This window comes from Pseudonocardia sp. UM4_GMWB1 (genome assembly GCF_017312155.1).
GTDB classification, from domain to species: domain Bacteria; phylum Actinomycetota; class Actinomycetes; order Mycobacteriales; family Pseudonocardiaceae; genus Pseudonocardia; species Pseudonocardia alni.
Genome location: NZ_QJPN01000001.1, coordinates 1,352,163 through 1,378,241, shown reverse-complemented (window position 1 = coordinate 1,378,241; position 26,079 = coordinate 1,352,163). Strand labels below are relative to the sequence as shown.

The 26,079-nt window shown below is 74.6% G+C and carries 24 protein-coding genes; 11 read left to right on the top strand and 13 right to left on the bottom strand.

The features are described 5' to 3' along the window. Positions 1–102 precede the first annotated feature (102 nt). A complete protein-coding gene (gene sucD, locus DMP15_RS06790) occupies positions 103–987 on the bottom strand; it encodes a succinate--CoA ligase subunit alpha (protein ID WP_073576419.1) in 885 nt (294 codons plus the stop codon). Positions 988–990: 3 nt separating this feature from the next. Continuing rightward, the gene (gene sucC, locus DMP15_RS06785) at positions 991–2,181 is read right to left on the bottom strand and encodes an ADP-forming succinate--CoA ligase subunit beta (protein ID WP_337825553.1); all 1,191 of its coding nucleotides are present in this window, start codon (positions 2,179–2,181) and stop codon (positions 991–993) included. A gap of 261 nt (positions 2,182–2,442) precedes the next feature. Here sucC and DMP15_RS06780 point away from each other — a divergent pair, with 261 nt between their 5' ends. The 3 genes from DMP15_RS06780 to DMP15_RS06770 all read left to right on the top strand — a co-directional run bounded on the left by DMP15_RS06780 (position 2,443) and on the right by DMP15_RS06770 (position 5,275). Further along, positions 2,443–3,417, top strand: coding sequence for an esterase/lipase family protein (locus DMP15_RS06780; protein ID WP_073576420.1), 975 nt, complete (start codon positions 2,443–2,445; stop codon positions 3,415–3,417). 402 nt (positions 3,418–3,819) lie between these two features. Beyond that, positions 3,820–4,608, top strand: a complete 789-nt coding sequence (locus DMP15_RS06775) for a M23 family metallopeptidase (RefSeq protein ID WP_304580149.1) — start codon at positions 3,820–3,822, stop codon at positions 4,606–4,608. Positions 4,609–4,657: 49 nt separating this feature from the next. Next, positions 4,658–5,275: a DUF1707 SHOCT-like domain-containing protein gene (locus tag DMP15_RS06770; RefSeq protein ID WP_073576421.1), complete on the top strand. Its 618-nt coding sequence runs from the start codon at positions 4,658–4,660 to the stop codon at positions 5,273–5,275. Between the two features lie 3 nt (positions 5,276–5,278). Here the strand turns inward: DMP15_RS06770 and DMP15_RS06765 are convergent, their stop codons facing one another. Further along, on the bottom strand, positions 5,279–7,729 hold the full coding sequence (locus tag DMP15_RS06765; RefSeq protein ID WP_073576851.1) for a UvrD-helicase domain-containing protein: 2,451 nt from the start codon (positions 7,727–7,729) through the stop codon (positions 5,279–5,281). A gap of 315 nt (positions 7,730–8,044) precedes the next feature. Here DMP15_RS06765 and DMP15_RS06760 point away from each other — a divergent pair, with 315 nt between their 5' ends. Continuing rightward, entirely contained in the window at positions 8,045–8,305 is a 261-nt protein-coding gene (locus tag DMP15_RS06760; RefSeq protein ID WP_149663792.1) for a chorismate mutase, read from the top strand. Between the two features lie 302 nt (positions 8,306–8,607). After that, the gene (locus DMP15_RS06755) at positions 8,608–10,017 is read left to right on the top strand and encodes a hypothetical protein (RefSeq protein WP_073576422.1); all 1,410 of its coding nucleotides are present in this window, start codon (positions 8,608–8,610) and stop codon (positions 10,015–10,017) included. A 197-nt stretch (positions 10,018–10,214) separates the two neighbouring features. Here DMP15_RS06755 and DMP15_RS06750 read toward each other — a convergent pair whose 3' ends face one another. After that, a complete protein-coding gene (locus tag DMP15_RS06750; protein ID WP_073576423.1) occupies positions 10,215–10,919 on the bottom strand; it encodes a LuxR C-terminal-related transcriptional regulator in 705 nt (234 codons plus the stop codon). Beyond that, complete coding sequence (locus DMP15_RS06745; RefSeq protein WP_435827703.1) at positions 10,916–12,235, bottom strand: ATP-binding protein; 1,320 nt, start codon at positions 12,233–12,235, stop codon at positions 10,916–10,918. Before DMP15_RS06745 ends, DMP15_RS06750 begins: the two co-directional genes overlap by 4 nt. A gap of 289 nt (positions 12,236–12,524) precedes the next feature. Between DMP15_RS06745 and DMP15_RS06740 the strand changes: the two genes are divergently transcribed. Then, positions 12,525–13,766, top strand: coding sequence for a PspC domain-containing protein (locus DMP15_RS06740; protein WP_337825551.1), 1,242 nt, complete (start codon positions 12,525–12,527; stop codon positions 13,764–13,766). Next, on the top strand, positions 13,759–13,965 hold the full coding sequence (locus DMP15_RS06735) for a hypothetical protein (RefSeq protein WP_100878710.1): 207 nt from the start codon (positions 13,759–13,761) through the stop codon (positions 13,963–13,965). Before DMP15_RS06740 ends, DMP15_RS06735 begins: the two co-directional genes overlap by 8 nt. A gap of 155 nt (positions 13,966–14,120) precedes the next feature. On the opposite strand, the gene guaA is transcribed toward DMP15_RS06735, so the two are convergent. Further along, positions 14,121–15,671, bottom strand: a complete 1,551-nt coding sequence (gene guaA / locus DMP15_RS06730) for a glutamine-hydrolyzing GMP synthase (RefSeq protein WP_073576425.1) — start codon at positions 15,669–15,671, stop codon at positions 14,121–14,123. Between the two features lie 155 nt (positions 15,672–15,826). On the opposite strand from guaA, the gene DMP15_RS06725 reads away from it, so the two are divergent. Then, on the top strand, positions 15,827–16,768 hold the full coding sequence (locus DMP15_RS06725; RefSeq protein ID WP_337825550.1) for a hypothetical protein: 942 nt from the start codon (positions 15,827–15,829) through the stop codon (positions 16,766–16,768). Positions 16,769–16,771: 3 nt separating this feature from the next. Here DMP15_RS06725 and DMP15_RS06720 read toward each other — a convergent pair whose 3' ends face one another. Next, positions 16,772–17,206, bottom strand: coding sequence for a hypothetical protein (locus tag DMP15_RS06720; RefSeq protein WP_157818339.1), 435 nt, complete (start codon positions 17,204–17,206; stop codon positions 16,772–16,774). 97 nt (positions 17,207–17,303) lie between these two features. Here DMP15_RS06720 and DMP15_RS06715 point away from each other — a divergent pair, with 97 nt between their 5' ends. Continuing rightward, entirely contained in the window at positions 17,304–17,798 is a 495-nt protein-coding gene (locus DMP15_RS06715) for an FBP domain-containing protein (RefSeq protein WP_073576428.1), read from the top strand. 1 nt (position 17,799) lies between these two features. On the opposite strand, the gene DMP15_RS06710 is transcribed toward DMP15_RS06715, so the two are convergent. Continuing rightward, positions 17,800–18,924, bottom strand: a complete 1,125-nt coding sequence (locus tag DMP15_RS06710) for a GuaB3 family IMP dehydrogenase-related protein (protein WP_073576429.1) — start codon at positions 18,922–18,924, stop codon at positions 17,800–17,802. 50 nt (positions 18,925–18,974) lie between these two features. After that, positions 18,975–20,486, bottom strand: coding sequence for an IMP dehydrogenase (guaB, locus tag DMP15_RS06705; protein ID WP_073576430.1), 1,512 nt, complete (start codon positions 20,484–20,486; stop codon positions 18,975–18,977). Between the two features lie 150 nt (positions 20,487–20,636). Here guaB and DMP15_RS06700 point away from each other — a divergent pair, with 150 nt between their 5' ends. Next, positions 20,637–21,044, top strand: a complete 408-nt coding sequence (locus DMP15_RS06700; protein WP_073576855.1) for a DUF5319 domain-containing protein — start codon at positions 20,637–20,639, stop codon at positions 21,042–21,044. A gap of 79 nt (positions 21,045–21,123) precedes the next feature. Here the strand turns inward: DMP15_RS06700 and DMP15_RS06695 are convergent, their stop codons facing one another. From DMP15_RS06695 to DMP15_RS06680, 4 genes are all read right to left on the bottom strand, one after another. Next, a complete protein-coding gene (locus DMP15_RS06695) occupies positions 21,124–22,161 on the bottom strand; it encodes an anti-sigma-D factor RsdA (RefSeq protein WP_337825549.1) in 1,038 nt (345 codons plus the stop codon). A 160-nt stretch (positions 22,162–22,321) separates the two neighbouring features. Further along, a complete protein-coding gene (locus DMP15_RS06690) occupies positions 22,322–22,897 on the bottom strand; it encodes a sigma-70 family RNA polymerase sigma factor (RefSeq protein WP_073576432.1) in 576 nt (191 codons plus the stop codon). A 795-nt stretch (positions 22,898–23,692) separates the two neighbouring features. Beyond that, positions 23,693–24,289 carry a response regulator transcription factor gene (locus tag DMP15_RS06685; protein WP_010225624.1) on the bottom strand — a complete coding sequence of 199 codons (597 nt, stop codon included), beginning with the start codon at positions 24,287–24,289 and terminating at the stop codon, positions 23,693–23,695. A gap of 202 nt (positions 24,290–24,491) precedes the next feature. Beyond that, on the bottom strand, positions 24,492–25,514 hold the full coding sequence (locus DMP15_RS06680; RefSeq protein ID WP_337825548.1) for a hypothetical protein: 1,023 nt from the start codon (positions 25,512–25,514) through the stop codon (positions 24,492–24,494). A gap of 117 nt (positions 25,515–25,631) precedes the next feature. On the opposite strand from DMP15_RS06680, the gene DMP15_RS06675 reads away from it, so the two are divergent. Continuing rightward, a complete protein-coding gene (locus DMP15_RS06675) occupies positions 25,632–25,973 on the top strand; it encodes a WhiB family transcriptional regulator (RefSeq protein ID WP_337825547.1) in 342 nt (113 codons plus the stop codon). Positions 25,974–26,079: the final 106 nt, after the last annotated feature.

Below are 26,079 nucleotides of genomic sequence, written 5' to 3'. Positions count from 1 at the left end.
GACACGGCCGGGTGAGGCGCACCTGGTGCACACAGCACGACGCGCGGGCACCCGGGAGAAGTTCCCGGGGCCCGCGCGTCGGACGTGCGACCCGATCTCCGATCAGGCGGAGAGGATCTCCTTCATCAGCGCGGCGGTCTCGGACGGCGTCTTGCCGACCTTGACACCGGCGGCCTCGAGGGCCTCCTTCTTGGCCTGCGCGGTACCGGCCGAGCCGGACACGATCGCGCCGGCGTGGCCCATCGTCTTGCCCTCGGGGGCGGTGAAGCCCGCGACGTAGCCGACGACCGGCTTGGTGACGTTGGCCTTGATGAAGTCCGCGGCGCGCTCCTCGGCGTCGCCACCGATCTCACCGATCATCACGATGGCCTCGGTCTCGGGGTCCGCCTCGAACGCCTCGAGGGCGTCGATGTGGGTGGTGCCGATGACCGGGTCGCCGCCGATGCCGATGGCGGTGGAGAAGCCGAACTCACGCAGCTCGTACATCATCTGGTAGGTCAGCGTGCCGGACTTCGACACCAGGCCGATCCTGCCCGCGCCGGCGATGTTCGCCGGGATGATGCCCGCGTTGGACTTGCCGGGCGAGATGATGCCGGGGCAGTTCGGGCCAATGATCCGGGTCTTGTTGCCCGTGGCGACCGCGTGCGCCCAGAAGTACGCCGAGTCGTGCACCGGGATGCCCTCGGTGATGACGACGGCCAGCGGGATCTCGGCGTCGATGGCCTCGATCACGGCGTCCTTGGCGAACTTCGGCGGGACGAAGATGACCGACACGTCGGCGCCGGTCTCCTTGATCGCCTCCTCCACCGTGCCGTACACGGTGACGTCCTTGTCGCCGATGGTGTGCGTGGTCCCGGCCTTGCGGGCGTTCACACCACCCACGATGTTCGTCCCGGCGGCGAGCATCTTGGTGGCGTGCTTGGTGCCCTCGCCGCCCGTGATGCCCTGGACGATGACCTTGCTGTTCTCGTTGAGGAAGATCGACATGTCTCAGGCTCCAGCGTTCGCGAGCTCGGCGGCCTTGGCTGCCGCGTCGTCCATCGTGCCCACCACGGTGACGAGCGGGTGGTTCGCGTCGGCGAGGATCTGACGACCCTCCTCGACGTTGTTGCCGTCCAGGCGGACGACCAGCGGCTTGGTCGCGTCGTCGCCCAGGATCTTGAGGGCCTCGACGATGCCGTTGGCGACCGCGTCGCAGGCGGTGATGCCGCCGAAGACGTTGACGAAGACGCTCTTGACCTCGTCGTCACCCAGGATGACGTCCAGGCCGTCGGCCATCACCTGCGCCGAGGCGCCGCCGCCGATGTCGAGGAAGTTGGCGGGCTTGACCCCGCCGTGCGCCTCGCCGGCGTAGGCGACGACGTCGAGGGTGCTCATGACGAGCCCCGCGCCGTTGCCGATGATGCCGACCTGGCCGCCGTCGAGCTTGACGTAGTTGAGGCCCTTGGCCTTGGCCTTCGCCTCGAGCGGGTTCTCGGTGCGCTCGTCGACCAGGTCCGCGTGCTGCGGGTGCCGGAAGTCGGCGTTGGTGTCCAGGGTGACCTTGCCGTCGAGGGCGATCACCTTGTCCTGCGGGTCACGGACCAGCGGGTTGACCTCGACCAGCGTCGCGTCCTCGGAGACGAAGGTCTCCCAGAGCTTCACGATCACGTTCGCGGCCTCGTCGGCGACGGCGGCCGGGATCTTGCCCGCGGCGACGATCTCGTCGGCCTTGGCCTTGTCGACACCGGCGATCGGGTCGACGGCGATCCGGGCCAGCGCGTCCGGGCGCTCGACGGCCAGCTGCTCGATCTCCATGCCGCCCTCGGCCGAGCACATGGCCAGGAAGGTGCGGTTGGACCGGTCCAGCAGGAAGGAGAAGTAGTACTCCTCGGCGATGTCGCTGGCCTCGGTGACCAGGACCTGGTGCACGGTGTGGCCCTTGATGTCGAGGCCCAGGATGGCCTCGGCCTTCTCCTTGGCCTCGTCGGCGTTCTCGGCCAGCTTCACGCCGCCGGCCTTGCCCCGACCACCGGTCTTGACCTGTGCCTTGACCACGACGGCGGTGCCCAGCTCGGCCGCCGCGGCCGCCGCGTCGGCGGCGTTGTCCACGGTCCGGCCCGGCAGCACCGGGACTCCGTGCGCGGCGAAGAGGTCCTTCGCCTGGTACTCGTAGAGGTCCACTCGGCTCTCCCGCTCCACTTCGCTCTCGCCGCGACCGGCGCGACCCCGGCTCGTTCTCCGGGCGCGCCCCGCACAGGTGGCGGGCGGCAGCGGTCGCGGACGTCGGTGATGCTGCGTCGGGGAGCCTAGCCACGCCGCGCGCACCGGTCCTGACCTGGGCCGGTGACCGCTGTCACCCCGTCGGCGCAGTGCTCGATTCAGATCGACCGACCGAGTGATCGGGGCCACCGATCGTCCCGCGACACAGCGGAATCCTGTGACCTGCCTTACCTTTCGGACATGGCGACGTCGCTACCCGGAGGCGCTCGCCTGCGCGCGATCGCCGACGGGGCGCTGTCGACAGTGACGGCCGCGACGTCCGATCTCGGGCAGGCGGCGGGTTACGCCGCGCGGACCTTCACCTCGCGTGCGGGACTGCGCGGGCTGGCGCTGGAGGGCGCCTGGCTGGCCGCGCACCTGGCGCTGTACCCGATCGGGCTGGCCGAGGAGACCGTCCGGCCGCACGGCCATTGGCGCACCGACAGCCTGCCGCCGGTCAAGCGCAGCCTGGTCGTCGCCGACCCCACCGCCGCCGGGACGCCGATCCTGCTGGTCCACGGCATCATGGACAACCGCTCGGTGTTCACCGTGTTCGCCCACGAGCTGCGCCGGCGCGGCTTCGGGGTGGTGCACGCCATCAACTACAGCCTGTTCACCGACGACGTCCGCACCGCGGCGCACGAGCTGCGCGGCCATGTCGAACGGCTGCGCGAGGCCACCGGGTCGGACCGGGTGCACATCGTCGGGCACTCCCTCGGCGGGGTGATCGCCCGCTACTACGTGCAGCGGATGGGGGGCGACGCCGTCGTCGACACCCTGGCGACGCTCGGCAGCCCGCACTCGGGCAGCAACCTGGCCCGGATCGCACCGCTGCCGCTGTGCCGCCAGCTCTGCCCCGGCTCCGCGATCCTGCGCGAGCTGGACGAACCGGCCCCCGGCTGTCGGACCCGGTTCCTGGTGGTCTGGTCGCGCATGGACGAGATCATCGTCCCGCAGCGGAACTCCCGGCTGCGTCACCCGGACCTCGACGTCACCGAGCTGGAGCTCGACGACGTGGGCCATCTCGCGCTGCCGGTGGACCGGCGCACCGTGCACTTCGTGGCGAGCACGCTGGCCCGCGGGGAGGCGGAGCGGCGCGAGCACGACCGGGTGCGCGACCGGCGGCTGCGCGGGTCGCTGCGGCTGGTCGGCCGGCACGCCGCCGAAGGCGCCTGAGCGTCCGGTCCGGGCGGGGGAACGGGACCCTCCGTTCGCCGTCGCGTCGCCGACCGCCCGACCGGTCGTCGATGATCCACGACCGTCCGCAACCGCGCGGCGGGCCGCCGTTGCCGCTCGGCGGGGCCCGGGTTACCGTCGCGTTGTCCACGTCACGGACCGGTCACGGTGATCGGTGTCGCCCCGAACGACGCCATCCCCCGACGGAGCCCCCACTCCGACGATCACCGCCGAACGGCCCGCGGCGCCCTGAACACCAGAAGGGCAGTCTTGTCGCGCCACCGCTTCCCCAGCGGCGCCACGCGACCGGAGGCCCGGCCCGGCACGCTCCCCCCTGTGCCGCCGGTCGGTCACCGGCTCCCGGCGCTCCCGGCTCCCCCGCCGGTGGTCTCGCGTACCCGTGTGACCGTCGCCGCGGCGGCCGGCGGTGCCCTGGTCGCGGCCGGTCAGACGGTCGCCGGTGCCCTCGGGGTGCCCGGCTGGGGCGGTGAGGCCGCGGTCGAGGAGTCCTACGCCCGGCTCGCCGCCTCGGCGATGCTGCCGGTGTCCAGCGACACCCGCCCGGCCGACACGACCGCCCCGATGGACACCTCCGCGATCGGCGGCGAGCAGCTCTCCGCGCAGGCCGCGTCGCTGCCCGACCTGGACTCCACCTCGAAGGTCGACGTCGCCAACCTGACGAAGGCCGCCCGGATGGGCCGCGAGGCCGCCCAGCTGGAGCGGGCCGTGACGACCGCGATGTCGCACGGCGCCCCGAAGGCGGTCATGTACAACGGCGAGGCACTGGTCATGCCGACGGCCGGCCGGTTCACCTCCGGCTTCGGCGCCCGCTGGGGCGTGCAGCACAAGGGCATCGACCTCGCCGCCCCGATCGGCACCCCGATCTTCGCCCTGACCGACGGCGTCGTGGAGAAGTCCGGCCCCGCCAGCGGCTTCGGGATGTGGGTGGTGCTCAAGCACCCCGACGGCACCAGCACCGTCTACGGCCACATCAACCGGTCGTTCGTGCAGGAGGGCCAGCAGGTCGAGGCCGGCGACGAGATCGCCGAGGTCGGCAACCGCGGCCAGTCCACCGGCCCGCACCTGCACCTCGAGGTGTGGGAGCCGGACGGCACCAAGATCAACCCGCTGCCGTGGCTGGCCGCACGCGGCCTCGACGTCACCGCGGCGACGGGCTCGCGCGACGCCTGATCGGCGGGCGCCGCTCCCCGGCCCCGCCCGGACGGTCCAGAATGGCCGGGTGGCGGACGAGTCGGCGTACCGGGTGGGGGACGGCGAGCGACGGGCGGTCGACGCCCGGCTGCAGCGCGCGCACGGCGAGGGACGGCTGTCCCTGCCCGAGTACGAGGAACGCTCGGCGAAGGCCTGGGCGGCCCGCACCCGCGCCGACCTCGAGCCGTTGACCCGCGACCTCCCGGCCGACACCGCCGCCGTCGAGCAGGCGCCGACCACGGCCCTCCCGGCTCCGGCACCGACCGGCGACTTCGCCGCGGCCGCCGGGCGGCGCGCCGGCGGGATCCTCGCCACGGCCGCGCTGGTCGTCGCCGCCGTCTGGGGCGGGTCGCAGGTGCTGCCGCTGACCGACGGCGTGACGGTGTTCGGGTCCCGCACGATCGGGGTCCAGGCCGATGCCCCGCGGGTGGGCGGGGTGCTGCTGTTCGGCTCGGTCGAGGTCGTGGTGCCCGACGGCGTCCGGGCGGACGTCTCCGGGTTCACGGTGTTCGGCTCGACCGACTGCCCGACGGCGTGCGCCGCGCCGGGCGACCGGGCGGTGGACGTGCACGTCGTCGGGGCGTTCGGGTCGGTGAAGGTGCTGACCCCGGCCGAGGCCGCGACGCAGGACCGCGACGACGACTGAGGTCTACAGCTTCTGCATCGGGACGCCGCCGATCAGCATCAGCCGGACCGTCCCGCCCGAGCCGAAGTCGATCGTCACCGTCGCGCGCGGGCCGATGCCGTCGGCCGCGACGACGGTGCCCAGGCCGTACTTGTCGTGGTTGACCCGGTCCCCGACGTCGAGGTGCAGCGACTGGTTGTTCAGCGACCTCTCCGGGACCTTCCAGCTCCCGCGATCGGTCGCCTGCGGCCGCTTCCCGAACCCGAACCGCCCCACCGGCGCCGACGGCCGCTGTGCGGCGAGCTGCTCCTCGGTGCGCCGCCAGTCGAGCAGCGACGGGGGCACCTCGTCGAGGAAGCGCGACGCCGGGTTGGTGCTGGGCTGCCCGAACGCGGACCGGACGATCGCCCGGGACAGGTAGAGCCGCTTCTCCGCGCGGGTGATCCCGACGTAGGCCAGCCGGCGCTCCTCGGCGAGCTCCTTGGGGTCCCCGAGGGTGCGCAGGTGGGGGAAGATCCCGTCCTCCCAGCCCGTCAGGAAGACCACCGGGAACTCGAGGCCCTTCGCCGTGTGCAGGGTCATCATCGTGACCACGCCGGAGTCGTCGTCGGGGATGGAGTCCGCGTCCGCGACGAGCGCGACGCGCTCCAGGAACGCGGCCAGCGAGCCGGGCTCCGGGACACCGTCGGGGGTGTCGTCGTAGGTGTCGGCCTCACCCTCGGGGGCCGCGCCGTCGGATGCCCCGTCGGCGGGGGCGGCACCGGAACCGATCGCGGCCCCGCCGTCCGGCGCCAGGTCCGCGACGGCGGCGTCCCCCGCGAACTCCCGCGCCACCGTGACGAGCTCGGCGAGGTTGTCCATCCGGGTGCCGTCCTGCGGGTCCTCCGACGCCTGCAACTCCTCCAGATAGCCGGTGCGCGCGTAGACGGCCTCGAGGACCTCGGCGGTGTCGTCGCCGCGCTCGACGAGCTCGCGCAGCTCGTCGAGCATCCGCACGAACCCGGCGATGTTCTTCTGCGAGCGCGTCGCCAGGGCGGGAAGCCGCTGCGGCTCCTCGGCGGCGGCGCGCAGCGCGCGGGCGAACGAGGTGCGCTCGCGCTCGGCGTACTCGGCGACGACGGCCTCGGCCCGGTCCCCGATGCCGCGCTTGGGCACGTTGAGGATCCGGCGCAGGCTGACCGTGTCCTCCGGGTTGGACAGCACCCGCAGGTAGGCCAGCGCGTCGCGGATCTCGCGGCGCTCGTAGAACCGCACCCCGCCGACGACCTTGTAGGGCAGCCCGACCCGCAGGAACACGTCCTCGAAGACGCGGGACTGGTTGTTGGTCCGGTAGAACACCGCGATGTCGGAGTTGCGGTACTCGCCGGTGTCGACGAGCCGATCGATCTCGCGGGCGACGAACGACGCCTCGTCGTGCTCGTTGTCCGCGACGTAGCCGACGACGCGCTCGCCGTCGCCCGAGTCGGACCACAGCCGCTTGTCCCGCCGCTCCGGGTTGCGGGCGATCACCGCGTTCGCCGCGGACAGGATCGTCTGGGTCGAGCGGTAGTTCTGCTCCAGCAGGATGGTCCGCGCGTCCGGGAAGTCCTGCTCGAACTCGATGATGTTGCGGATGTTCGCGCCGCGGAAGGCGTAGATCGACTGGTCCGAGTCACCGACGACGCACAGCTCGCCGGGACGCCCGTTCGCCGTGGCCGGCGCGACGAGCTGGCGGACCAGCTCGTACTGGGCGTGGTTGGTGTCCTGGTACTCGTCGACCATGACGTGCCGGAAGCGGCGCCGGTAGTACTCGGCGACGGCCGGCAGCCGGTCCAGCAGCGAGACCGTCTCCATGATCAGGTCGTCGAAGTCGAAGGCGTTCGCCTGGCGCAGCCGCGACTGGTAGACGCCGTAGACCTCGGCGATGCGCCGCTCGTGGTCGGTGGCGGCGCGCTCGGCGGCCTCGTCCGGCGAGACGAGCTCGTTCTTCAGGTTGGAGATCTGGGCGGCCAGTGCGCGCGGGGCGAACTTCTTCGGGTCGAGCTCCAGGTCACGCCCGACGATGCCGACGAGGCGGCGGGTGTCGTCGGCGTCGTAGACGGAGAAGGCGCTGCGCACGCCGAGGTGCTTGGCCTCGCGCCGGAGGATCCGCACGCACATGGAGTGGAAGGTGGACACCCACATCGGCCCGGAGCGGCGTCCGACGAGGGCGTCGACGCGCTCCTTCATCTCGGCCGCGGCCTTGTTGGTGAAGGTGATCGCCATGACCTCGCCGGGGTGCACCCCGCGCTCGGCGAGCAGCCAGCCGATCCGGTGGGTGAGCACGCGGGTCTTCCCCGACCCCGCTCCGGCGACGATCAGCAGCGGTGAACCCGCATGCGTCACGGCCTCCCGCTGGCGGTCGTTCAGGCCGTCCAGCAGGCGGCGGCCCTGGGCCGTCGTCGGCTCGGCGGCAGCGGCGGGGCCCGTCCCGGGGAGTTCGAACAGCGCACTCATCGTGTCGAACACGGTACGCCGGGGGTCCGACGACCCCGCTCCGGCGTCGCCGGTCCCGGAAACCACGGCGGCCCGGTGCGCCGGGTGGTCTACACTCGCCGCGTGGCTCACGACGGGCGATTTCGCTACGGGTACCGGACCCCGGTTCCCGCTGCGCCGCTCGTCTGAGCCCAGACGCCACCCGCACGCCCCGGAGTCCGACGGACCCGGGGCGTTCGTATGTCCTCGGTCCCGACGGCCCGTGACCGAGACGAGGAGACCATGACCGTGACCGACCCCGCAGCCCCGCAGCCGAGCTCCGGCACGAGCACCGAGGTGCGCACCGGAGCAGACCCCGAGATCGAACAGCTGCGCCGGGAGATCGACCGGCTCGACGCCGAGATCCTCGACGCGATCCTCCGCCGCACCGAGGTCTCGAAGCGCATCGGCGCCGCCCGCATGGCCGCGGGCGGACCGCGCATCGTCTACAGCCGCGAGATGGCGGTGCTGGACCGGTTCGCCGACCTCGGCCCCGAGGGCCGCGAGCTGGCGATGATGCTGCTGCGGCTGGGCCGCGGACGTCTCGGCGGCCGTTGACGACCGTGTGACACCCGGTCGCGCCCGGCGACGGGGGCCGGAGCGGCGACCGCTCGGCGATTCACGCGCAGTACACAGGGCGACACGCCCACACGGGCCCCACCTGGGGTTCAGGTCGGGGCAGGCTTGCGCAGTGGTTGCCTTGCGAGGCAACGAGCAGGCCGAGCGGTCGGATACGGCCGATGAACGGGAACCACCCGATCGGGTGACCTGCGACGAGCGGAGTGTGATCACTTGGGGATAGAGGGCTCTTTCCGGTACATCTTCCCGGGTCGAAATGACCCGAAGGAGGACGTGCGGCCGTGACCGACACACCTGCCGGAGCCCCGCTCCCCGGCGCCCCCGGCGCCACCGGGCCCCGCGACGTGGTGAGCGTCGCCGAACTGCTGGCGCGTCACTCGCGTGCATCCCACGCGTCCTCCGACGGTGCGGGGCCGCTCACCGGGCCCGTCCTGTCCGTCGGAGACCTGCTGCGCCGTGAGGGGCGTCCCCCGGTGGCCGACGGTGCGGCCGCCGACGCCGCGTCGGCCGGTGACATCGCCGCCGCGGGTGCCCCGGGCGGCTGGCCGGACATCGACCTCCCGCAGCCCCGCGCCGCGGCCGGCGCCGACGGCTGGACCGGCCGTCAGGTGTCGGGGCGCCGTCGCGCCGGTGTGGTCGCCGGCGCGCTGCTCGCCGCGGGCTCCGTGCTCGGCGCGGCGCTCTACAACGGCGTCGGCACCGAGAACTCCGACGCGCGCGCCGCCGCCGACGGCCTGTTCCCCGGCTTCGGCCTGCCCACCGCGGGCGACACCCCGGACACGCTGCCCGCCCAGTACCTCCCGGCGAACGTGGCACTGAGCTCGCCGCTGCCGGACGCGCCCGCCACCGCCCCCGGCGCCACCGACTGGATGGCCGTCGCCTTCGGTCCGCAGCAGCCGGCGCAGGCCGTCGCGGCGGGCCGCGCCCCGGGCACCGCCGCCGGGCCCGCCGTCGCGGTCCCCGCGCCCCGCACGCCCACCTCGCCCTCGACCGGGAACCCGGGCACCGGGTCCCCGTCGTCGCCGACGGTCCCGGCTCCGCGCGGCTCCGGTGGGACGGGCTCGCCGCTCGCCCCGATCGTCGCCCCGATCAACAACCCGGACCGGCCGTCCGCGGGCAACATCCTCGAGCCCGTGACCGGCACGTCGCCGTCGCGCGGCGGGACCAGCACCGGCCCGATCCAGGACGTCACCGAGAACGTCCGCCCGGTCGGGGACGCCGTCGGTGGCGTCGTCGCCCCGGTCGCGCAGGCCGCGGCGCCGGTCGGGAAGACCCTCGGCGGTGCCGTGTCCCCCGTGACCGAGGCCGTCCGCCCGGTGACGAACGCGGTCAAGCCCGTCACCCGGCCCCTCACCGACACCCTCGAGCCGGTGACGACGCCGGTGCTCGGCGCGCTGTCGCCGGTCACCGAGCCCGTCCTCAGGAGCACCGAGCCGCTCACCGGCCCGGTCCTGAAGGCGGCCGAGCCGGTCACCGGGCTCCTCGACACCTCCGCGAAGAAGGCCACCGCGGACACCGGCTCCTCGTCCTCGGACGCCACCCAGCCGCTGCAGGCCGTCACGAAGCCCGTGGGGCAGGTGGCCGGCACGGTGACCGAGCCGGTCGGGGGCACCCTGTCCGGCGTGACCGAACCGGTCGGCGGGGTGCTCGGCGGCGTCACGAAGGGCGCGGGCGGGCTGCTGGGCGGCTGACGCCGCACCCACGACGACGGCCCCGGCCCCCGCACAGCGGGGACCGGGGCCGTGTCGGTGCCGGCGCACGTGCCGTGTCGGACCGGCCGACGGTCCGTACCGACGCTCCTTCCGGCACGCTCCGGTCGCTGCGCGACCTACACGAGCCTCCTGTCCGTGCCGATGCTCCTTCCGGCACGCTCCGGTCGCTGCGCGACCTACACGAGCCTCCTGTCGGAAGCCCAGCGGGACAGCTCGTGCCGGTTCGACGTCTGCGTCTTGCGCAGCACGCTCGACACGTGGGTCTCCACCGTCTTCACCGAGATGAACAGCTCCTTCGCGATCTCCTTGTAGGCGTAGCCGCGGGCCAGCAGCCGCAGCACGTCCCGCTCCCGCTTGGTCAGCTGGTCGATCTCCGGGTCCACCGGCGGTGCCGCACCGGGCCGGTCGGAGAACGCGTCCAGCACGAACCCGGCCAGGCGTGGTGAGAAGACCGCGTCACCGGCCCGTACGCGTCGCACGGCGTCGGCGAGGTCCCGGCCCGAGATCGTCTTCGTGACGTAGCCGCGCGCGCCGGACCGGATCACCGAGATGACGTCCTCCGCGGCGTCGGACACCGACAGTGCCAGGAACACCGACTCCGTGCCCGCTGCGCGCGCCCGGCGCAGGATCTCCGCGCCCCCGCCGCCGGGCATGTGCACGTCGAGCAGCACCACGTCCGGCGCGAGGTGCCCGACGCCGGCCACCGCCTCGTCGACGGAGCCCGCCTCACCGACGACCTCCAGCACGGGGCTGCGCCCGTCGCCACGGTCCAGCTCGGCGCGCACGCCGGACCGGAACAACGCGTGGTCGTCGACCAGGTAGACCCGGATACCGGTGTCGCCCGGACCGGCCGGTGTCCCCGGCACGTCGGCGGTGGTCATGCCGTCTCCTTCTCCGTCAGCGGCATCGACAGCCGCACCTCCGTACCCTCCCCGGCCCCGGTGCGGATCCGGACCGTGCCGCCGTGGCGGCGCATCCGGGCGTGCACCGAGTCCGCGAGGCCGTGCCGGTCGTCGGACACCGCATCCGGGTCGAAACCGGTGCCGCGGTCCCGCACGAACACCTCGGCCGCGCCCGGCCCCTCGTCCGAGGAGGGCTCGACCTCGACGTAGACGTCGACCTCGGACGTCCCCGAGTGCTTCGCCGCGTTCACCATCGCCTCGCGTGCCGCCAGCACCAGGGCGCGCAGGTCGTCGTCGAGCTCGGCGTCACCGACCAGCACCGGGCCGACGGCCACCGCGTAGGTGTCCTCCACCTCGCCCGCGACGCGCGTGATCGCCGCCGACAGCAGCGTCTCCACGGCGTCCGGGCTGCCGCCGCCGCCCCGGGCGCGTCCGCCCGGCCCGTAGAGCCAGGCACGCAGCTCCCGCTCCTGGCCGCGGGCCAGCCGCTGCACCTCGCGCGGGTCGCCGGACTGGCGCTGGATCAGCGCGAGGGTCTGCAGCACCGAGTCGTGCAGGTGCGCGGCGATCTCGGCGCGCTCGGCGGCGACCGCGCGGGCCCGGCGCTCCTCGCCGAGGTCGCGCACCAGCCGTACCCACCAGGGGACGGTGAGGACCGCGACGCCCAGCAGCGTCGCCAGCGCCGCGAGGATCCCGAACCGCACCTGGCTCAGGTCCAGGTTGCCGAGCAGGAACACCGCCAGCCCGGTCAGGACGAGCGCGGCGCCGAGCACGGTGCGGGCCAGCGCCGCACGACCGCCCGTGACGCGGCTGCGGGCGTCGCGCGCCCACCGCCGTCGCTGCGCCTCGTCGGCCTCCCGCCACACGACGGCCGCACCGACCGTCGCCAGCCCCAGCGGGCCGGCGATCCAGCCGAGCACGGCCGAACCCGAGGTCGCCGCGACCAGCGACAACCCCAGCCCCAGCGTCAGCAGCCCGGCGGCCTGGAGGCGTTCGGACCGGGTGACGGTCCGCTCGACGACGGCGGCCTCCTGCCGCAGGAACACCCACAGCAGGCCGTAGGCCAGGACCCCCGCCCAGCCGAGCAGGGTCAGCGCGACGAAGGCCGCCCGGATCCAGCGGACGTCGACGCCGAGGTGGTCGGCCACCCCGCCCGCGACGCCGCCGACCATCCGGCCGGAGCGGCGCCGGGCCAGCGGGACGCGTGCACCGGGGCGCGGCGGTACCGGGCCGCCCGGCCGCGGGGAGACGGTCTCCCCGGGCGGCGGGGGCACCGGGCCGGCGGGCACGGGCACCGTCGGCCCCGGTCCCCCGTCGGCCCCGGGCCCGGCAGCTCCGGACACGGTCGCCCCGGGTGCGGCGGCGCCGGGCAGCGCGGCACCGGGCGACGGGGCCGCCCACGGAGCGTCGGTGGGCCGCGTCGGCGCGTCCGCCGCCCCCGGTGCGGTACCGGTCGAGGGGTCCGAGCTGTTCACGACCCCATCGTCACACGACCCGCGCCGGATCCCCTCGGGATCGGGACCGGGGTCCTCTCGGGGTTCTCCCCGAGACGCCGGGGCCCGCCCGGACGGCAGGCTCGACGCCATGAACCAGACGCAGCTGCCCGGGAGCGGCCGACCACCGTCGGCGTCGTCGACGGCCCGGAACACCATGCGCGACATGTGGGACTCCCGGCCCCTGCGTCCGCGCGACGACCGCAAGCTCGCCGGGGTGTCCGCCGCGATCGCGCGCCGCTACGAGATCGACCCGACGTTGGTCCGGGTCGGGTTCGTCGTCGCCGCGATCGTGGGCCCCGGCATCCCGCTCTACCTGGCGGGCTGCGCGGTCCTGCCGGACGCCGGCCCGCCCGGCAGCCCGGTCCCGCCGCGCAGCGGACCGTCGTCGGCGCTGTCGGTGACGCTGCTGGTCCTGGCCGCGCTGCTGGCCGTCCCGCTGGTGCTGTCCGCCGACCGCGTCATCCCCGCCGTCGTCACCGTCGCGCTGCTCGTCGCGCTGCACGTGACCCGGGGGAACCGGCCCGGGGCCCGGGAGGCCGCCGCGTCGCCGACACCCGTGGTGCCGTGGGTCGCGGACCCGCACGCCCCCACCGTGGCGCAGGTGACGCCACCGGCCTGGGACCCGCTCGGCGCCGCACCGTTCGCCTGGGACCTGCCCGAACCGGGACCGGAGCCGGGTCCGCCCCCGGCGCCCCGCTCGACGCTCACACCGATCACGCTGGCCGTGTCGCTCGTCGTCGCCGGGATGGTGGGGGTGCTCGCCCTGGCCGCACCGGGTGCGGTGCCGGCCTCGGCCGTCCCCGGGGCCGCGCTCGCCGTCGTCGGGGCCGGGCTGGTCGTCGGCGCGCTGCGGCGCGCCGGACGCTGGCTGGTGCCGTTCGCGGTGCTGCTCGCGCTCGTCACGGCGGCCACCATCCCGCTCAACGACGCCGTCGGACCCGACGGCTGGGCCGTGCGCGGCGGCATCGGGGAGACCGTCGAGGCCCCCGCGACCGTCGCGCAGCTCGCCCCGGAGTACCGGCGCGGCACCGGTGCGGTCCAGCTCGACCTGACCCGCCTCGACCTCACCGCGACGCCCGGCGCGACCGGACCGGTCCGCACCCGGGCCGAGGTCGGCGCGGGCGCGGTGGAGATCCGCGTCCCGCGCGACGCCGACCTGCTCGTCCGCAGCTCGGTGGGCACCGGCGACCTGACCGTCGACGGGCAGACCCGCACCGGGCAGGACGTGGACCTGACCGTGAACGACCCCGGCCCGGACGGACCCGGTGGCCGGGTGCTGGAGCTCGACCTGCGGGCCGAGCTGGGAACCGTGGAGGTCACCCGTGGATAGCTCGCTCGCCCGTCGCGCCGACCCGTTCGCCCTCGTCGCCGGGGTCCTGTCGCTGCTGGTCGCGGTGTGCGGGGTCCTCGGGATCGCCCCGTGGGAGGTCGTCGACCTGCGCTGGGTGCTCGCCGGGACCGCCGTTGTGGCAGGGATCGCATTCCTGATGGCGAGTGTGCGTAACTCCCGGGCCGCATCGGACGACTGAAGGGTCATCACGGGAGCCGGCGGGCTGGGGAGCACCGCCGGACCCGCCGCCGCCCGCGTGGCAGCGGTGTCCGACGGGGGTCGGACACCGCGAGGCCCGGGCTGGCCGGGGCGGGGCCGAGACATCGGCCCCGCCCCTGTTACGTCAGGCCCCCGTCACTCCCATTCGATGGTGCCCGGGGGCTTGCTCGTGACGTCGATGACGACCCGGTTGACCTCGGACACCTCATTGGTGATCCGGGTGGAGATCCGCTCGACGACGTCGTAGGGCAGCCGGGTCCAGTCCGCGGTCATCGCGTCCTCGCTGGACACCGGGCGCAGGACGATCGGGTGGCCGTAGGTGCGGCCGTCACCCTGCACACCGACGCTGCGGACGTCGGCCAGCAGCACCACCGGGCACTGCCAGATCTCGCGGTCCAGCCCGGCGGCGGTCAGCTCCTCGCGGGCGATCGCGTCCGCGGCCCGCAGCGTCTCCAGCCGGTCGCGGGTGACCTCGCCGATGATGCGGATGCCCAGGCCGGGGCCGGGGAACGGCTGGCGGGCGACGATGACCTCGGGCAGCCCCAGCTCGGCACCGACCATCCGGACCTCGTCCTTGAACAGCGCGCGCAGCGGCTCGACCAGGTCGAACTCGATGTCGTCGGGCAGACCGCCGACGTTGTGGTGGCTCTTGATCACCGCGGTGCCGTCGCCGCCACCGGACTCGACGACGTCGGGGTAGAGCGTCCCCTGGACCAGGAACCCGACGTGGTGGTCGGCGACCACCTCCGCCGTGGCCGTCTCGAAGACCCGGATGAACTCCCGGCCGATGATCTTGCGCTTCTGCTCGGGCTCGGTGACCCCGGCGAGCGCCTCGAGGAACCGGTCGGCGGCCTCGGCGACGTGCAGGGTCGCGCCGGTGGCGGCGACGAAGTCCTTCTCGACCTGCTCGCGCTCCCCGGACCGCATCAGCCCGTGGTCGACGAACACGCAGGTCAGCCGGTCACCGATGGCGCGCTGGACGAGCGCGGCGGCGACGGCGGAGTCGACCCCGCCGGACAGCCCGCAGATCGCGCGGCCGTCGCCGACCTGGGCACGGATCGCCTCGACGGTCTCGTCGATGATCGACGCCGTCGTCCAGGACGGGCGGATGCCCGCGATGTCGTGCAGGAACCGGCGCAGCACCTCCTGGCCGTGCGGCGAGTGCCCGACCTCGGGGTGGTACTGCACGCCGGCCAGACGCCGGTCGGTGTCCTCGAACGCGGCGACCGCGACCCGGTCGGTCGACGCGGTGACGGTGAATCCCGCGGGGGCGGCGGTCACCGAGTCGCCGTGGCTCATCCACACCGGGTGCGTGCGGGGCAGGCCCTCGTGCAGCGTGCCGGGGGTACCGGTCAGCGCGACCTCGGTGCGGCCGTACTCGCGGGTGCCGTCGTGGGCGACCTCGCCGCCCAGCGCCCGGGCCATCGCCTGGAAGCCGTAACACATGCCGAACACCGGGATGCCGGCCTCGAACAGCGCCGGGTCGACCGCGGGGGCGCCGTCGGCGTACACGCTCGCGGGGCCGCCGGAGAGGATCACCGCGGCGGGCTCGCGGGCCACGATCTCGGCGACGGGCAGGGACGCGGGCACGATCTCGGAGTAGACGTCCGCCTCGCGCACGCGACGGGCGATGAGCTGCGCGTACTGGGCGCCGTAGTCCACGACGAGGACGGTCGGGGTCTGCACACGACCAGGGTAAACGGGCGATCCAGGTCACCCGTCGTCCGTACCGTCTCGTCGATCCTGATGATCCCCGCCGGCCGCGGGCGGTACGGCGTAACGGCGAGGCCCGGTTGCTCCGATGGGGGGAGGACGGCACCGTACGACCTGGAGGCACCCCGATGGCCACCACCCCGACCGGCCACACCACCGGCACCGGCGACACCCCCGCCGACCCGGCCGTCGACGGCGCCACCACCACGACCGCCGCGCCGCTCGTCCCCGCCCAGCGCTCCGCGCCGGAGCAGGAGACCCGCCCGGCCGCCGGCACGCTCGGCACCGGCGCGCTCGGGGTGGACGCGCTGGGCCTCGGGGCGCTCGGCACCACCGGGCTGCTCGGCGGGAGCCCGGCCCCGGTCGCCCCGGCGCAGGCACCCGCAGCGCCCCCCGTCGACGAGCCCGCGGTCGCGGAGCCGGTCCGGGAGTCCGCGGAGCCGGTTCCCGGGGCCGCGGTCGTCCCCCGGGCCCGCGCGTTCCGGACCCGGATCCTGCCGGTGTTCCTGTGCGCCGCCGCCACCGGTACCGCGGCGATCGCCGCCGCGGGCCTGATCATGACCCCGTCGGCGACCTCGCCGCTGCCCACCCCGCGGACCGTGACCGCCTCCGGCGCGACGGTGCCGCAGGGCCCGCCGCTGCCGCAGGCCGTCGCGGCGTCGCTGGTCGGGTCCGCCGCCGGGACCGGGCTGCGGGCCGGGGACCCGGTCGTCGCGATGACCGCCTGGCGCGACAACGGCGGGCTCACCCACCTCACCGCGATCGGCGACGGCTTCACCCGCGTCGCCGACGCCGCGGGCCGTCAGGACGCGGTGGCGCTCGCCGTCGCCTGCGGGCGGCTGCAGGCCGCCATCGACGCCGCACGGGCCCACGACGCCTTGCCCGACGCCGTCGCGCAGACGTCCTGGACCGCGCTGCTCGACCACGGCACCGCCGCCGCCACCGCGGGGACCTCCGGGGCGCTCGCGCTGGACCCCTCGCAGCTGTCGGTCTTCACCGCGCAGGCGAACCTGGTGCGCGACGACCTGACGGCCGTCACCGACCGCGTCCGCGCCGTCCTGGCGGGCTGAGCCTCAGTCCTCGTGCCGCCCGCGCGAGCGCAGCGGCGGCGGCTGCACCGACCCGAGCAGCGCCCGCAGGTCCGCGGCGCTCGCGGCGCGGCGCCCCAGGTCGACGGCGACCGTCGGTGCGATGTCGCGCAGCCGTCCGAGCAGGGCCGGGTCGGCCAGGTCGTACCGGCCGTCTGCGGTCCCGGTGACGATCGCGTCCGGGCGCAGCGCCCGCACCGCCTGCGGGTCCGGGCTGCGGTCGTCGCCGACCGCGTCGACACCGTCGAGCGCCCCCGCGCAGCCGACCAGCTGGGCGCCCAGCTCCAGCAGCAGCTCCCCCACCCGGGGGTCGGTCGCCACCACCCGCACGACCGGTCCGCGCAGCGGCACCGGGGTCCCGGTCGCGTCGACGAAGGCTCGTCCACCGCCCATGGCGGCTCCGGCGGTGGGGCGGCTCATCGGCGGGCTCCTCCTGGCTGACGACGGCGTCGCCGTCGAACCTACCGCGCGAAACCCGCTCGACCCGCGCGGCGACAGGCGCCTAGCGTGGCCCGCCGTGACCAGCCCGACCGAGACCCGGATCCGCCGCGCCCTCACCAACTGCTCCAAGGGGGAGGCGACGCGGATGGTCCTGCCCGCGTGGGTCCGCGACCTGGACCCCGACCGGCTCGACGACGTCCGCGGCTGGCGTGACCCGAAGGCCCCCGACCGCGGGGTGCTGCTGGTCCCCACCGACGACGGCCCGGCCGGTGTCGTGCTGCGCGCCGCCACCGGCGCCACCCGCGCGGCGGCGATGTGCGCGCTGTGCCGGACCACCCACACCGTCGGCGGGGTCGCGCTGTTCGCCGCCCCGCGCCGCGGCGCGAAGGGGCGCCAGGGCGACACCGTCGGCACCTACATCTGCGCCGACCTGGCCTGCGCCGAGCACGTCCGCGTCGAGACGGCGACGGCCGCGCTCAAGCCGGCCCCCGGCACGACCGTCGACGAGCGACGGGCCGGGCTGCGGGAGCGGGCCGCGGAGTTCGTGGCGGCCGTGACCGCCGAGGGGTGACTCAGGTACGCAGGTTCAGCCCGACCCGCTGGAACTCCTTGAGGTCGGAGTAGCCGGTCTTCGCCATCGCCCGCCGCAGCGCACCGAACAGGTTCGTCGTGCCGTAGGGGCTGTCGGTCGGCCCGAACAGCACCTGCTCCAGGGTCCGCCCGGACCGCGCGAGGCCGGTGACCTCCGAGCGCGGCAGCGACGGGTGCGCCGCCGAGGAGGTCCAGTACAGCCCGCCCGCGGGGGCCTCCGCGGCCTCGGCCAGCTGCTCCCCGAGCATGACCGCGTCGGCGCCGCAGGCCACGGCACGGGCGATGTCACCGGAGGTGCCGATGCCGCCGTCGGCGATCACGTGCACGTACCGGCCGCCGGTCTCGTCGAGGTAGTCGCGGCGGGCCGCCGCGGCGTCGACGATCGCGGTCGCCATCGGGACCCCGACCCCCAGCACCTCGTCGGTGGTGGTGGAGGTGGACTGCCCGTACCCGACGATGACGCCGGCGGCGCCGGTGCGCATCAGGTGCAGCGCGGTGCGGTAGTCCCCCACCCCGCCGGCGACGACCGGGACGTCCAGCTCGGCGATGAAGTCCTTGAGGTTGAGCGGCTCGCCGTCCGAGACGTGCTCGGCGGAGATGATCGTGCCCTGCACGATGAGGATCTCGACGCCCGCGGCGAGCAGCGCCGGGGTGAGCTCACGCGCGCGCTGCGGGCTGACCCGCGCCGCCACCGTGTGCGAGCCGTCGCGCAGCGGGCGCAGCGCCTCGGTGATCAGGTCCTGCTGGATGGGGGCCTGGTGCAGCTCCTGCAGCAGCGCCACCGCGGAGTCCGGCTCGTCGCCGGTCGCCGCCGCGACGACACGCTCCAGCGCGCCCTTCGGGTCGGTGTGCCGGGCCCACAGGCCCTCCGCGTTCAGCACCCCCAGCCCGCCGAGCTCGCTGATCCGCACCGCCGAGTCCGGCGACACCACCGCGTCGGTGGGGTGGGTCAGCAGCGGGATGTCGAAGCGGTAGGCGTCGAGCTGCCAGGCCGTCGAGACGGCCTTCGAGCTGCGGGTCCGCCGCGACGGGACGATCTCGATCTGGTCGAGGTCGTAGGCACGACGGGCCTCCCGGCCCATCCCGATCTCCACGAGGTCACGCACGGGCACCACCCTAAGCGGCGCTGCTCAGGATGGTGCTGGGGCCCCCGTCACTACCGGGCGGCGTAGTTCGGGGCCTCGACGGTCATCGTGATGTCGTGCGGGTGGCTCTCCTTGAGACCGGCCGCGGTGATCCGCACCAGGCGCGCCTGCTGCAGGTCCGGGATGGTCTGCGCGCCGACGTAGCCCATGCCCGAGCGCAGCCCGCCGCCGAGCTGGTGCACGACCGAGGACAGCGGCCCGCGGAACGGGATCCGGCCCTCGATGCCCTCGGGGACGAGCTTGTCCTCGCTGAGCACGTCGTCCTGGGCGTAGCGGTCCTTGGAGTAGGACCGGCCCGCGGCACCGGCACGGCCCTGCATGGCGCCGAGCGAGCCCATCCCGCGGTAGGTCTTGAACTGCTTGCCGCCGACGAGCACGACCTCGCCGGGCGACTCCGCGGTGCCGGCCAGCAGCGAGCCCAGCATGACCGTCGACGCGCCGGCCGCGATGGCCTTGGCGACGTCGCCGGAGTACTGGATGCCGCCGTCGCCGATGACCGGGACGCCGGCCGGGGCGCACGCCCGGGTGGCCTCGTAGATCGCGGTGATCTGCGGGGCGCCGACCCCGGCGACGACGCGGGTGGTGCAGATCGAGCCCGGCCCGACGCCGACCTTCACCGCGTCCGCGCCCGCTTCGACGAGCGCCCTGGCGCCCTCGTAGGTGGCGACGTTGCCGCCGACGACGTCGACGTGGTCGCCGACCTCGGCGCGCAGCTTCGCGACGGTCTCCAGCACCCGGCGGGAGTGGCCGTGCGCGGTGTCGACCATCAGGACGTCCACACCGGCCTCGACGAGCTGCATCGAGCGGGCGTAGGCGTCGTCGCCGACCCCGACCGCGGCGGCGACGACGAGCCGCCCGTCCGGGTCCTTGGTCGCCAGCGGGTACTGCTCGGTCTTGTTGAAGTCCTTGATCGTGATGAGGCCGCGCAGCATGTCGTCGCCGTCGACGATGGGCAGCTTCTCCAGCTTGTGCCGGCGCAGCAGGCCCAGCGCGGCCTCCGCGGTGACGCCGACCTTGGCCGTCACCAGGGGCGCGCGGGTCATGACCTCCGACACGGGCCGGTCGGTGTCGACCTCGTAGCGCATGTCGCGGTTGGTGATGATCCCCACCAGCCGGCCGGTCTCGTCGGTCACCGGCACACCGGAGATCCGGAACTTGGCGCACAGGGCGTCGACGTCGGCCAGCGTCGCGTCGGGGCTGCAGGTCACCGGGTCGGTCACCATGCCGGCCTCGGACCGCTTCACGACCTCGGCCTGGGCCGCCTGAGCGTCCGGGGAAAGGTTGCGGTGCAGCACGCCGAGACCGCCGGCGCGGGCCATCGCGATGGCCATCCGGGACTCGGTGACGGTGTCCATCGGGGACGAGACCAGCGGCACCTGGACCCGCACCCGGCGGGTCACCTGGCTCGACGTGTCGGCCGAGCTGGGGATCACGTCCGACTCGGCGGGCAGCAGCAGCACGTCGTCGAAGGTCAGTCCGAGCATCGCGAACTTGTCCGGCAGGCCGCCCATCTCGCTCGTCATCTCTCCGGGGCTCCTCTTGCGGTCGAAGCAGTGTTGTCGAGGCGGTGCGGTCGACGCTGACGGCGGGCTCCCGCCGCAGGCCGCCATCGTACGTCCACCACCCCGGGGTGGGCCGGGGCCCGACCCCCCTGCACCGGTACCGTGTACGCCGTGTCACCAGAGGCGCTGCCACCGGACCCGTTCGCCGGAGACCCGGATGACCCTGCGCTCTCGATGCAGGCCTACGACGACCGTGGTGACGGCCCGTGGCCGGGTTCCGGTGACTCCGATGTCCCCCCGTTGAACGAGACCGACCGCGGCGAGATCCTGGCCGACCTGGCGGACCTCGCCGTGTACCAGGCGCTGCTGGCGGGCCGTGGCGTCCGCGGGATCGTCGTCGACTGCGCGGACTGCGGCGAACAGCACTTCCACGAGTGGAACCTGCTGCGCGCGAGCCTGCAGCAGTTGCTCGACGAGGGCCGGATGCGGCCGCACGAGCCGGCCTACGACCCGGACCCGGCGTACTACGTCACGTGGGAGTACTGCCGCGGGTACGCCGACGCGACCCTCGCCGACTGAGCGCGGCACCCCGGAGACATACGACGGGCCCCGGAGGAGATCCTCCGGGGCCCGTCGCCGTGCTGCGTGCCGGACCGCGTCAGTTCGGTGTGCTGCTCACCGCACCGGTCGTCGTCGACGACGGCGGGGGCGTGGTGTCGTCCGAGGGGTCGGCCTGTCCCTCCCCGGCCGCGGTGGGCCGGGTCGTGGGCGCCGTCGTCGGCGTCGTCGGGTCCGCCTGGCCCTCCGTCGTCGGCGAGGTCTCCGACGGCGACGGCGACGTCGTGGGCGACGTCTCACCCGGCCCGTTCAGCACGGACGGGTCGGTGGTGCCCTCCGGGGAGGTCGGGCCGCCCGGGGTGGTCGCTCCCTGCGTCGGACGCGGGTCCGGCGCCGGGGTGTCCTCGTCGCCCTCGGAGACCGGGGGCGGCGGGGCCGGGGTCCCGTCGCGCAGCGGCGACCGTGGGTCGGTCGGCGTGCCCGGCGGGGTCTCGGCGACCTTCTGGCTCAGGAAGCGGTTCTGCTGCTCGAAGTCGTTGCGCAGGTCGGGCGCGGTGCGGTCCACCAGCGGGCCGAGCGCGGCGAGTTCCTGCTGCGCACCGACGGTGTCCCCGGCGGCGAGTTTGGCGTTGACCCGCTCGATGCCCTCGCGCAGCGTGGTCGCGGCCTGCACCTGTTCGGCGCGCTCGCTGTAGAGCACCCGGGAGACACCCCACAGGGCGTCGCCCGGCTGGGCCTCGTGCGCACTGATCGAGACGACGGCCAGCGCACATGCCGCGACCGCCGCGGCGGCGACGAGCGGACGCAGGAAGGAGACCTTCCGCGACGGCTTCGCCGGCTGCAGGATCTGCACGGCCTCGTCGGTGTCGAGGAGCTGCGGGATCGGGTCGCGCTCGACCTCGTCCTTCCAGGACGAGAGCATCGCGGTCAGGTGGTCGTCGACGTCGTAGCCGCGCCGGCCGGGGCCGGACACGCCGAGCCCGGAGGACAGGGCGTTGATCAGCTCGTCGTCGGCCTGGAGCTCGACGAGGTCGATCGGGCCGTCGTCCTCGACGCCGTCGAGGTCGTCCCACTCGTCGGCGCGGGCGGCGTGCCGCTGCACGGCCGGCTGCGGGACGGTGCGCCCGTCGAAAGGCACCGGGTGACCCCGGTGCCCGAGCGGATGCGAGTGGCCGTTGGTGTGGCCGTTGGTACGGGGAGGGCGGGGCTCGCCGAAGCGGCCACGCGTCACCGGTGCGGGCGGGCGCTCCCAGCCCTCACCGGGCGGCGGGGGGAAGCCCGGACCGTGCGGACCCTGGTCACGCATCCCGGACCACCTCCTCACTCATCATCTTCCTCAGCCGGGCCAGCGCCCGGTGCTGGGCGACGCGGACGGCGCCCGGGGTGGAGCCGACGGCTGCCGCGGTCTCCTCCGCGGACAGACCCACGACCACGCGCAACACGATGATCTCCCGATGCTTGTCCGGAAGGATCTCCAGGAGCTTGGACATCTCCTTCGACAGTTCCACCTGCAGGGCCCGGGACTCCGGACCGTCGGACGACTCCATGCGGTCCGGCACGTCGGCCATCGGTTCCGAGCGGTTCCGGGACGCAGCCCGGTGCGCGTCGATGACCTTGTGGGACGCGATGCCGTAGACGAAGGCGAGGAACGGGCGACCCTGCACCCGATACCCCGGCAACGCCGTGAGCACGGCCACGCAGACCTCCTGGGCGACATCGTCCGCCGAGACGGACCCTCGGTCGGTCCCCAGACGGGCGCGGCAGTAGCGCACGACGAGGGGCCGAATCATGGCGAGAACGCGCTCGACCGCGGACCGATCGCCGGCCATGGCCGCTTCGATCCACTCGTCGGGAACGTCTCTTGATTCACTCATCGTGGGGAACCGCCCAGGCGTTACGAGCTTCCAGCAGTGTCATCCGATCGTGGAGGCAACCCGCGTTCACGCAGGTGGGATCGGCTCGGATCCACCGTATCCGAGCGGGGCTCGCCGACGGGAGTCGCTCCATGTCAGATCAGACGATCGTGCACTATTCCGGGTTGCGCGGGGCCACGCCGGAACACGGCCACGGGGCGACCACGGTCGGCGAGCGGTTCGTCACCCACCGCAGATTTGCGGTCACCGGACACAGTGAAGATCGTCCGCGCCCGATCACCGGCCGTGGACCGCCCGGCGCGGGTCGCGCCCGGTTCGGCGCGGAGTCCGGACGGGTCGCCGTGGGGTCGCGGGGCTGCGGCGGCGCATGTGACACCAGGGACGAGAGGGACGACGGAGGTCGATTCCCGGCGTCCCCCCGACCGCTCGTCGGACGAGGGCCGATCGGACGCGGACGGTTACGGCGTCCGGCGGATCCGTCATCGGTCCCGCCGAGGCGGCCGCGCTCCGGCGGGGTCCGGTCGCGGGGAGCACGACCGGCGTCCCGTCACCGGGCGCCGGGCCGGCCGGAGCCGGTCGGGGCGGGGGTCCCGGGCGTGGTGCCCCGGGTGCGGGCCGCGGGGGTCTGCAGCGGCCCGGGTGCGTGGGCCGGACACGGGGATGTCCGGGCGTGGAGCCGGACCGCGGGGGTCGGTCCGGCTCACGATGCCCACCCGCGGGCGAGTGGGTGGAGCGGCCGGTTCGGGGTCGGTCGCTCGGTGGTGCGTTCTCGTGCCGTTCCGGGTGGGGGCCCGGTCAGGACACCAGGCCGCGCCGGAAGCCGTGGGCCACGGCCTGTGCGCGGTCACGGACGCCGAGCTTGCGGAACAGCCGGCGGGCGTGGGTCTTCACGGTGTCCTCGGAGAGGTAGAGCTCGCGGCCGATCTGGCCGTTGCTCTTGCCCTGGCTCATCCCGCGCAGCACCTGGAGCTCACGCTCGGTGAGCTGGACCCCCGGGTCGGTGGGGACGCGCGGGGTCGGCACCGAGGTGCTGGCCAGGGTGTGTGCCAGCGCGGCGACCAGCTCGGGACGCGAGGCGTCCCAGCGCAGGTAACCGCGTGCCCCACCGGCGATGGCGGCGGCGATGCTGCCGGCGTCGTCCGGGGCTCCGAAGACGATGACGTTGGCCTGCGGGTGGGCGGCCACCAGTCGCCGGGTGGCCTCCACCCCGGTGGGCACAGCACGCTGCGTCCCGACCAGGACGACGTCGACGGACTGGCGGGCGTAGCGGGCGAGGAGCTCGTCCCCGTGGGCGACGCAGTCGATGCGCTGGACCCCCGGGACCGCGGACATGACGCGAGTCAGTCCCTCGCGGACGCTGCGACGATCGTCGCAGATGAGTACCGTCGTCACGACGATTCCTTCCTGCAGCTTCCTGCAGCCGGGTGATTCTTCACCCTCCGAATCGGCGGGTGACACTCTCACCTTGACACGGTCGGGGCGATTTTGTGCCCTCCGTTCGGCGCTCTGACCCACGTGCATCAGCGTCATGTGGGTGAAGCGTCGCCGAATGGAGTAGTCCGTACGGTACATCGTCCGGGCCCGGCTCCGGGCACTACTCCCGCAGCAGTTCTCGCCCGCTACGGTCACTTCGCGTATAGAGGACGCTCACCGTGTGCAACACCGCATGTCGGCGACCCTCCGCACCCGCTCGGCGACTGCGCGTATCGAACGGTGACGCTCCGGCGTGTCGCGCTCCGGCGACCGGTCCGGAACCGGCCTCCGGCATCGCCCGATCGGCCCCGCGGCGCCCGCGGTGCGGCCGAGCGGGTACGGCATCCGGACCACCTCCGGCCGGGTCCGGTGCCCCGTCCGGCCCCGGTGCCGGCCCGGTGAGGTCGGCCCGGGCGAGCAGCGCAGGGCGGTGCAGCGGTAGCAGTCCGTGTACGAGCGCGTCCGCGGCCACCGCGTCCAGCTCGGCGACGACGTCCGCCCGGACCTGCCCCGCCACCCCGGCGACGACCGCCCGGACCAGGCGGCTCTTGAGCACGTGCCGCGCGGACCCGAGCGCCCGCGCCCCGGCCAGCGCCTCGTCGGCGGCGGCGAGCGCAGCGGCCGGGTCGCCCGCGACCAGTGCGGTCTCCGCGGTCACCCAGCCATGGCGCACCCGGGTGCGGTGACCGTGCGGGCCGCACCACGGCCCGGCCCGGCGCAGCAGCACGGCGGCGGTCGCCGCGTCGAGGCGGCCGAGCGCGTCGGCGGCGAGCCCGGTCAGCGCGTCGGCGACGGCCGCGGCGCGGTCGAGGCCCCACGGCCCGGGGTCGCCCGGGGTCCCCGCGCCCGGCAGCACCAGCCGGAGGGTGGCGCCGTCGAGTGCGGCCGCTGCGCGGTGCCCGCCGAGCTGGCGCAGGTGCGAGGCCCGGGTGACGGTCGCGTGCGCCCGCGGCACGACCCCGGTAGACGGGTCGCGGCGCACCCCGTCGAGCAGCGCGGCCGCGGCCGCGTAGTGCCCGGAGCCGCCCCGGGCGACGGCGGCCGCCCACCGCAGCTCCGCCGGCCCGTCCGGGCGGCCCGCCGCGGCCACCTCCCGGTCCGTCGCCGCCCCGGCGAGCAGGGCCCGTACCTCCGCCGAGGGCACTCGCCGTGCACCACCCTGTCGGACGTGCACCATCGTTCACCTCGAATCAGGTTTGCGGCCGCCATGGCCAGGGAATCTGAGCGTCGTCAGGTTCGATAGCGAAGGCAGGTGACGAACATGGCGGACATCCGGAGGCTTCCCGGCCCGGTCGCCGACATCTACGACTGGCAGATGGAGGGAGCCTGCCGGGGGATGGACAGCGCGTTCTTCTTCCATCCCGAGGGTGAGCGAGGTCCCGCCCGGGCCCGTCGTGAGACCCGAGCGAAGCAGGTCTGTTCCGAGTGCCCCGTGGTGCAGCAGTGCCGCGAGCACGCACTGAAGGTGCACGAGCCCTACGGCATCTGGGGCGGCCTGTCCGAGTCCGAGCGGGACGCGATCATCCGCGGTCCGCGCCGCACGCTCAAGGTCGCCGCCGAGGCGACCGTCCAGCCGGTGGGGATTCCCGTTCACACCGCCTGAGAGGGCCCCGACCCGCGGGGGCTCCCATCTCCCGTCGGACGGCACACACACTCCCTGCCCCGCAACGCACAACGGCGGGCGACCCGAGGGTCGCCCGCCGTCGTCG

What these genes read in the sequence shown, in the direction of transcription:
- DMP15_RS06720 (WP_157818339.1), bottom strand. Translation starts at nt 17,206, where the DNA reads ATGAGCCGCCCCACCGCCGGAGCCGCCATGGGCGGTGGACGAGCCTTC.
- sucD (WP_073576419.1), bottom strand. Translation starts at nt 987, where the DNA reads ATGTCGATCTTCCTCAACGAGAACAGCAAGGTCATCGTCCAGGGCATC.
- DMP15_RS06740 (WP_337825551.1), top strand. Translation starts at nt 12,525, where the DNA reads ATGAACCAGACGCAGCTGCCCGGGAGCGGCCGACCACCGTCGGCGTCG.
- DMP15_RS06750 (WP_073576423.1), bottom strand. Translation starts at nt 10,919, where the DNA reads ATGACCACCGCCGACGTGCCGGGGACACCGGCCGGTCCGGGCGACACC.
- DMP15_RS06725 (WP_337825550.1), top strand. Translation starts at nt 15,827, where the DNA reads ATGGCCACCACCCCGACCGGCCACACCACCGGCACCGGCGACACCCCC.
- guaB (WP_073576430.1), bottom strand. Translation starts at nt 20,486, where the DNA reads ATGACGAGCGAGATGGGCGGCCTGCCGGACAAGTTCGCGATGCTCGGA.
- DMP15_RS06675 (WP_337825547.1), top strand. Translation starts at nt 25,632, where the DNA reads ATGGCGGACATCCGGAGGCTTCCCGGCCCGGTCGCCGACATCTACGAC.
- DMP15_RS06690 (WP_073576432.1), bottom strand. Translation starts at nt 22,897, where the DNA reads ATGAGTGAATCAAGAGACGTTCCCGACGAGTGGATCGAAGCGGCCATG.
- DMP15_RS06780 (WP_073576420.1), top strand. Translation starts at nt 2,443, where the DNA reads ATGGCGACGTCGCTACCCGGAGGCGCTCGCCTGCGCGCGATCGCCGAC.
- DMP15_RS06765 (WP_073576851.1), bottom strand. Translation starts at nt 7,729, where the DNA reads ATGAGTGCGCTGTTCGAACTCCCCGGGACGGGCCCCGCCGCTGCCGCC.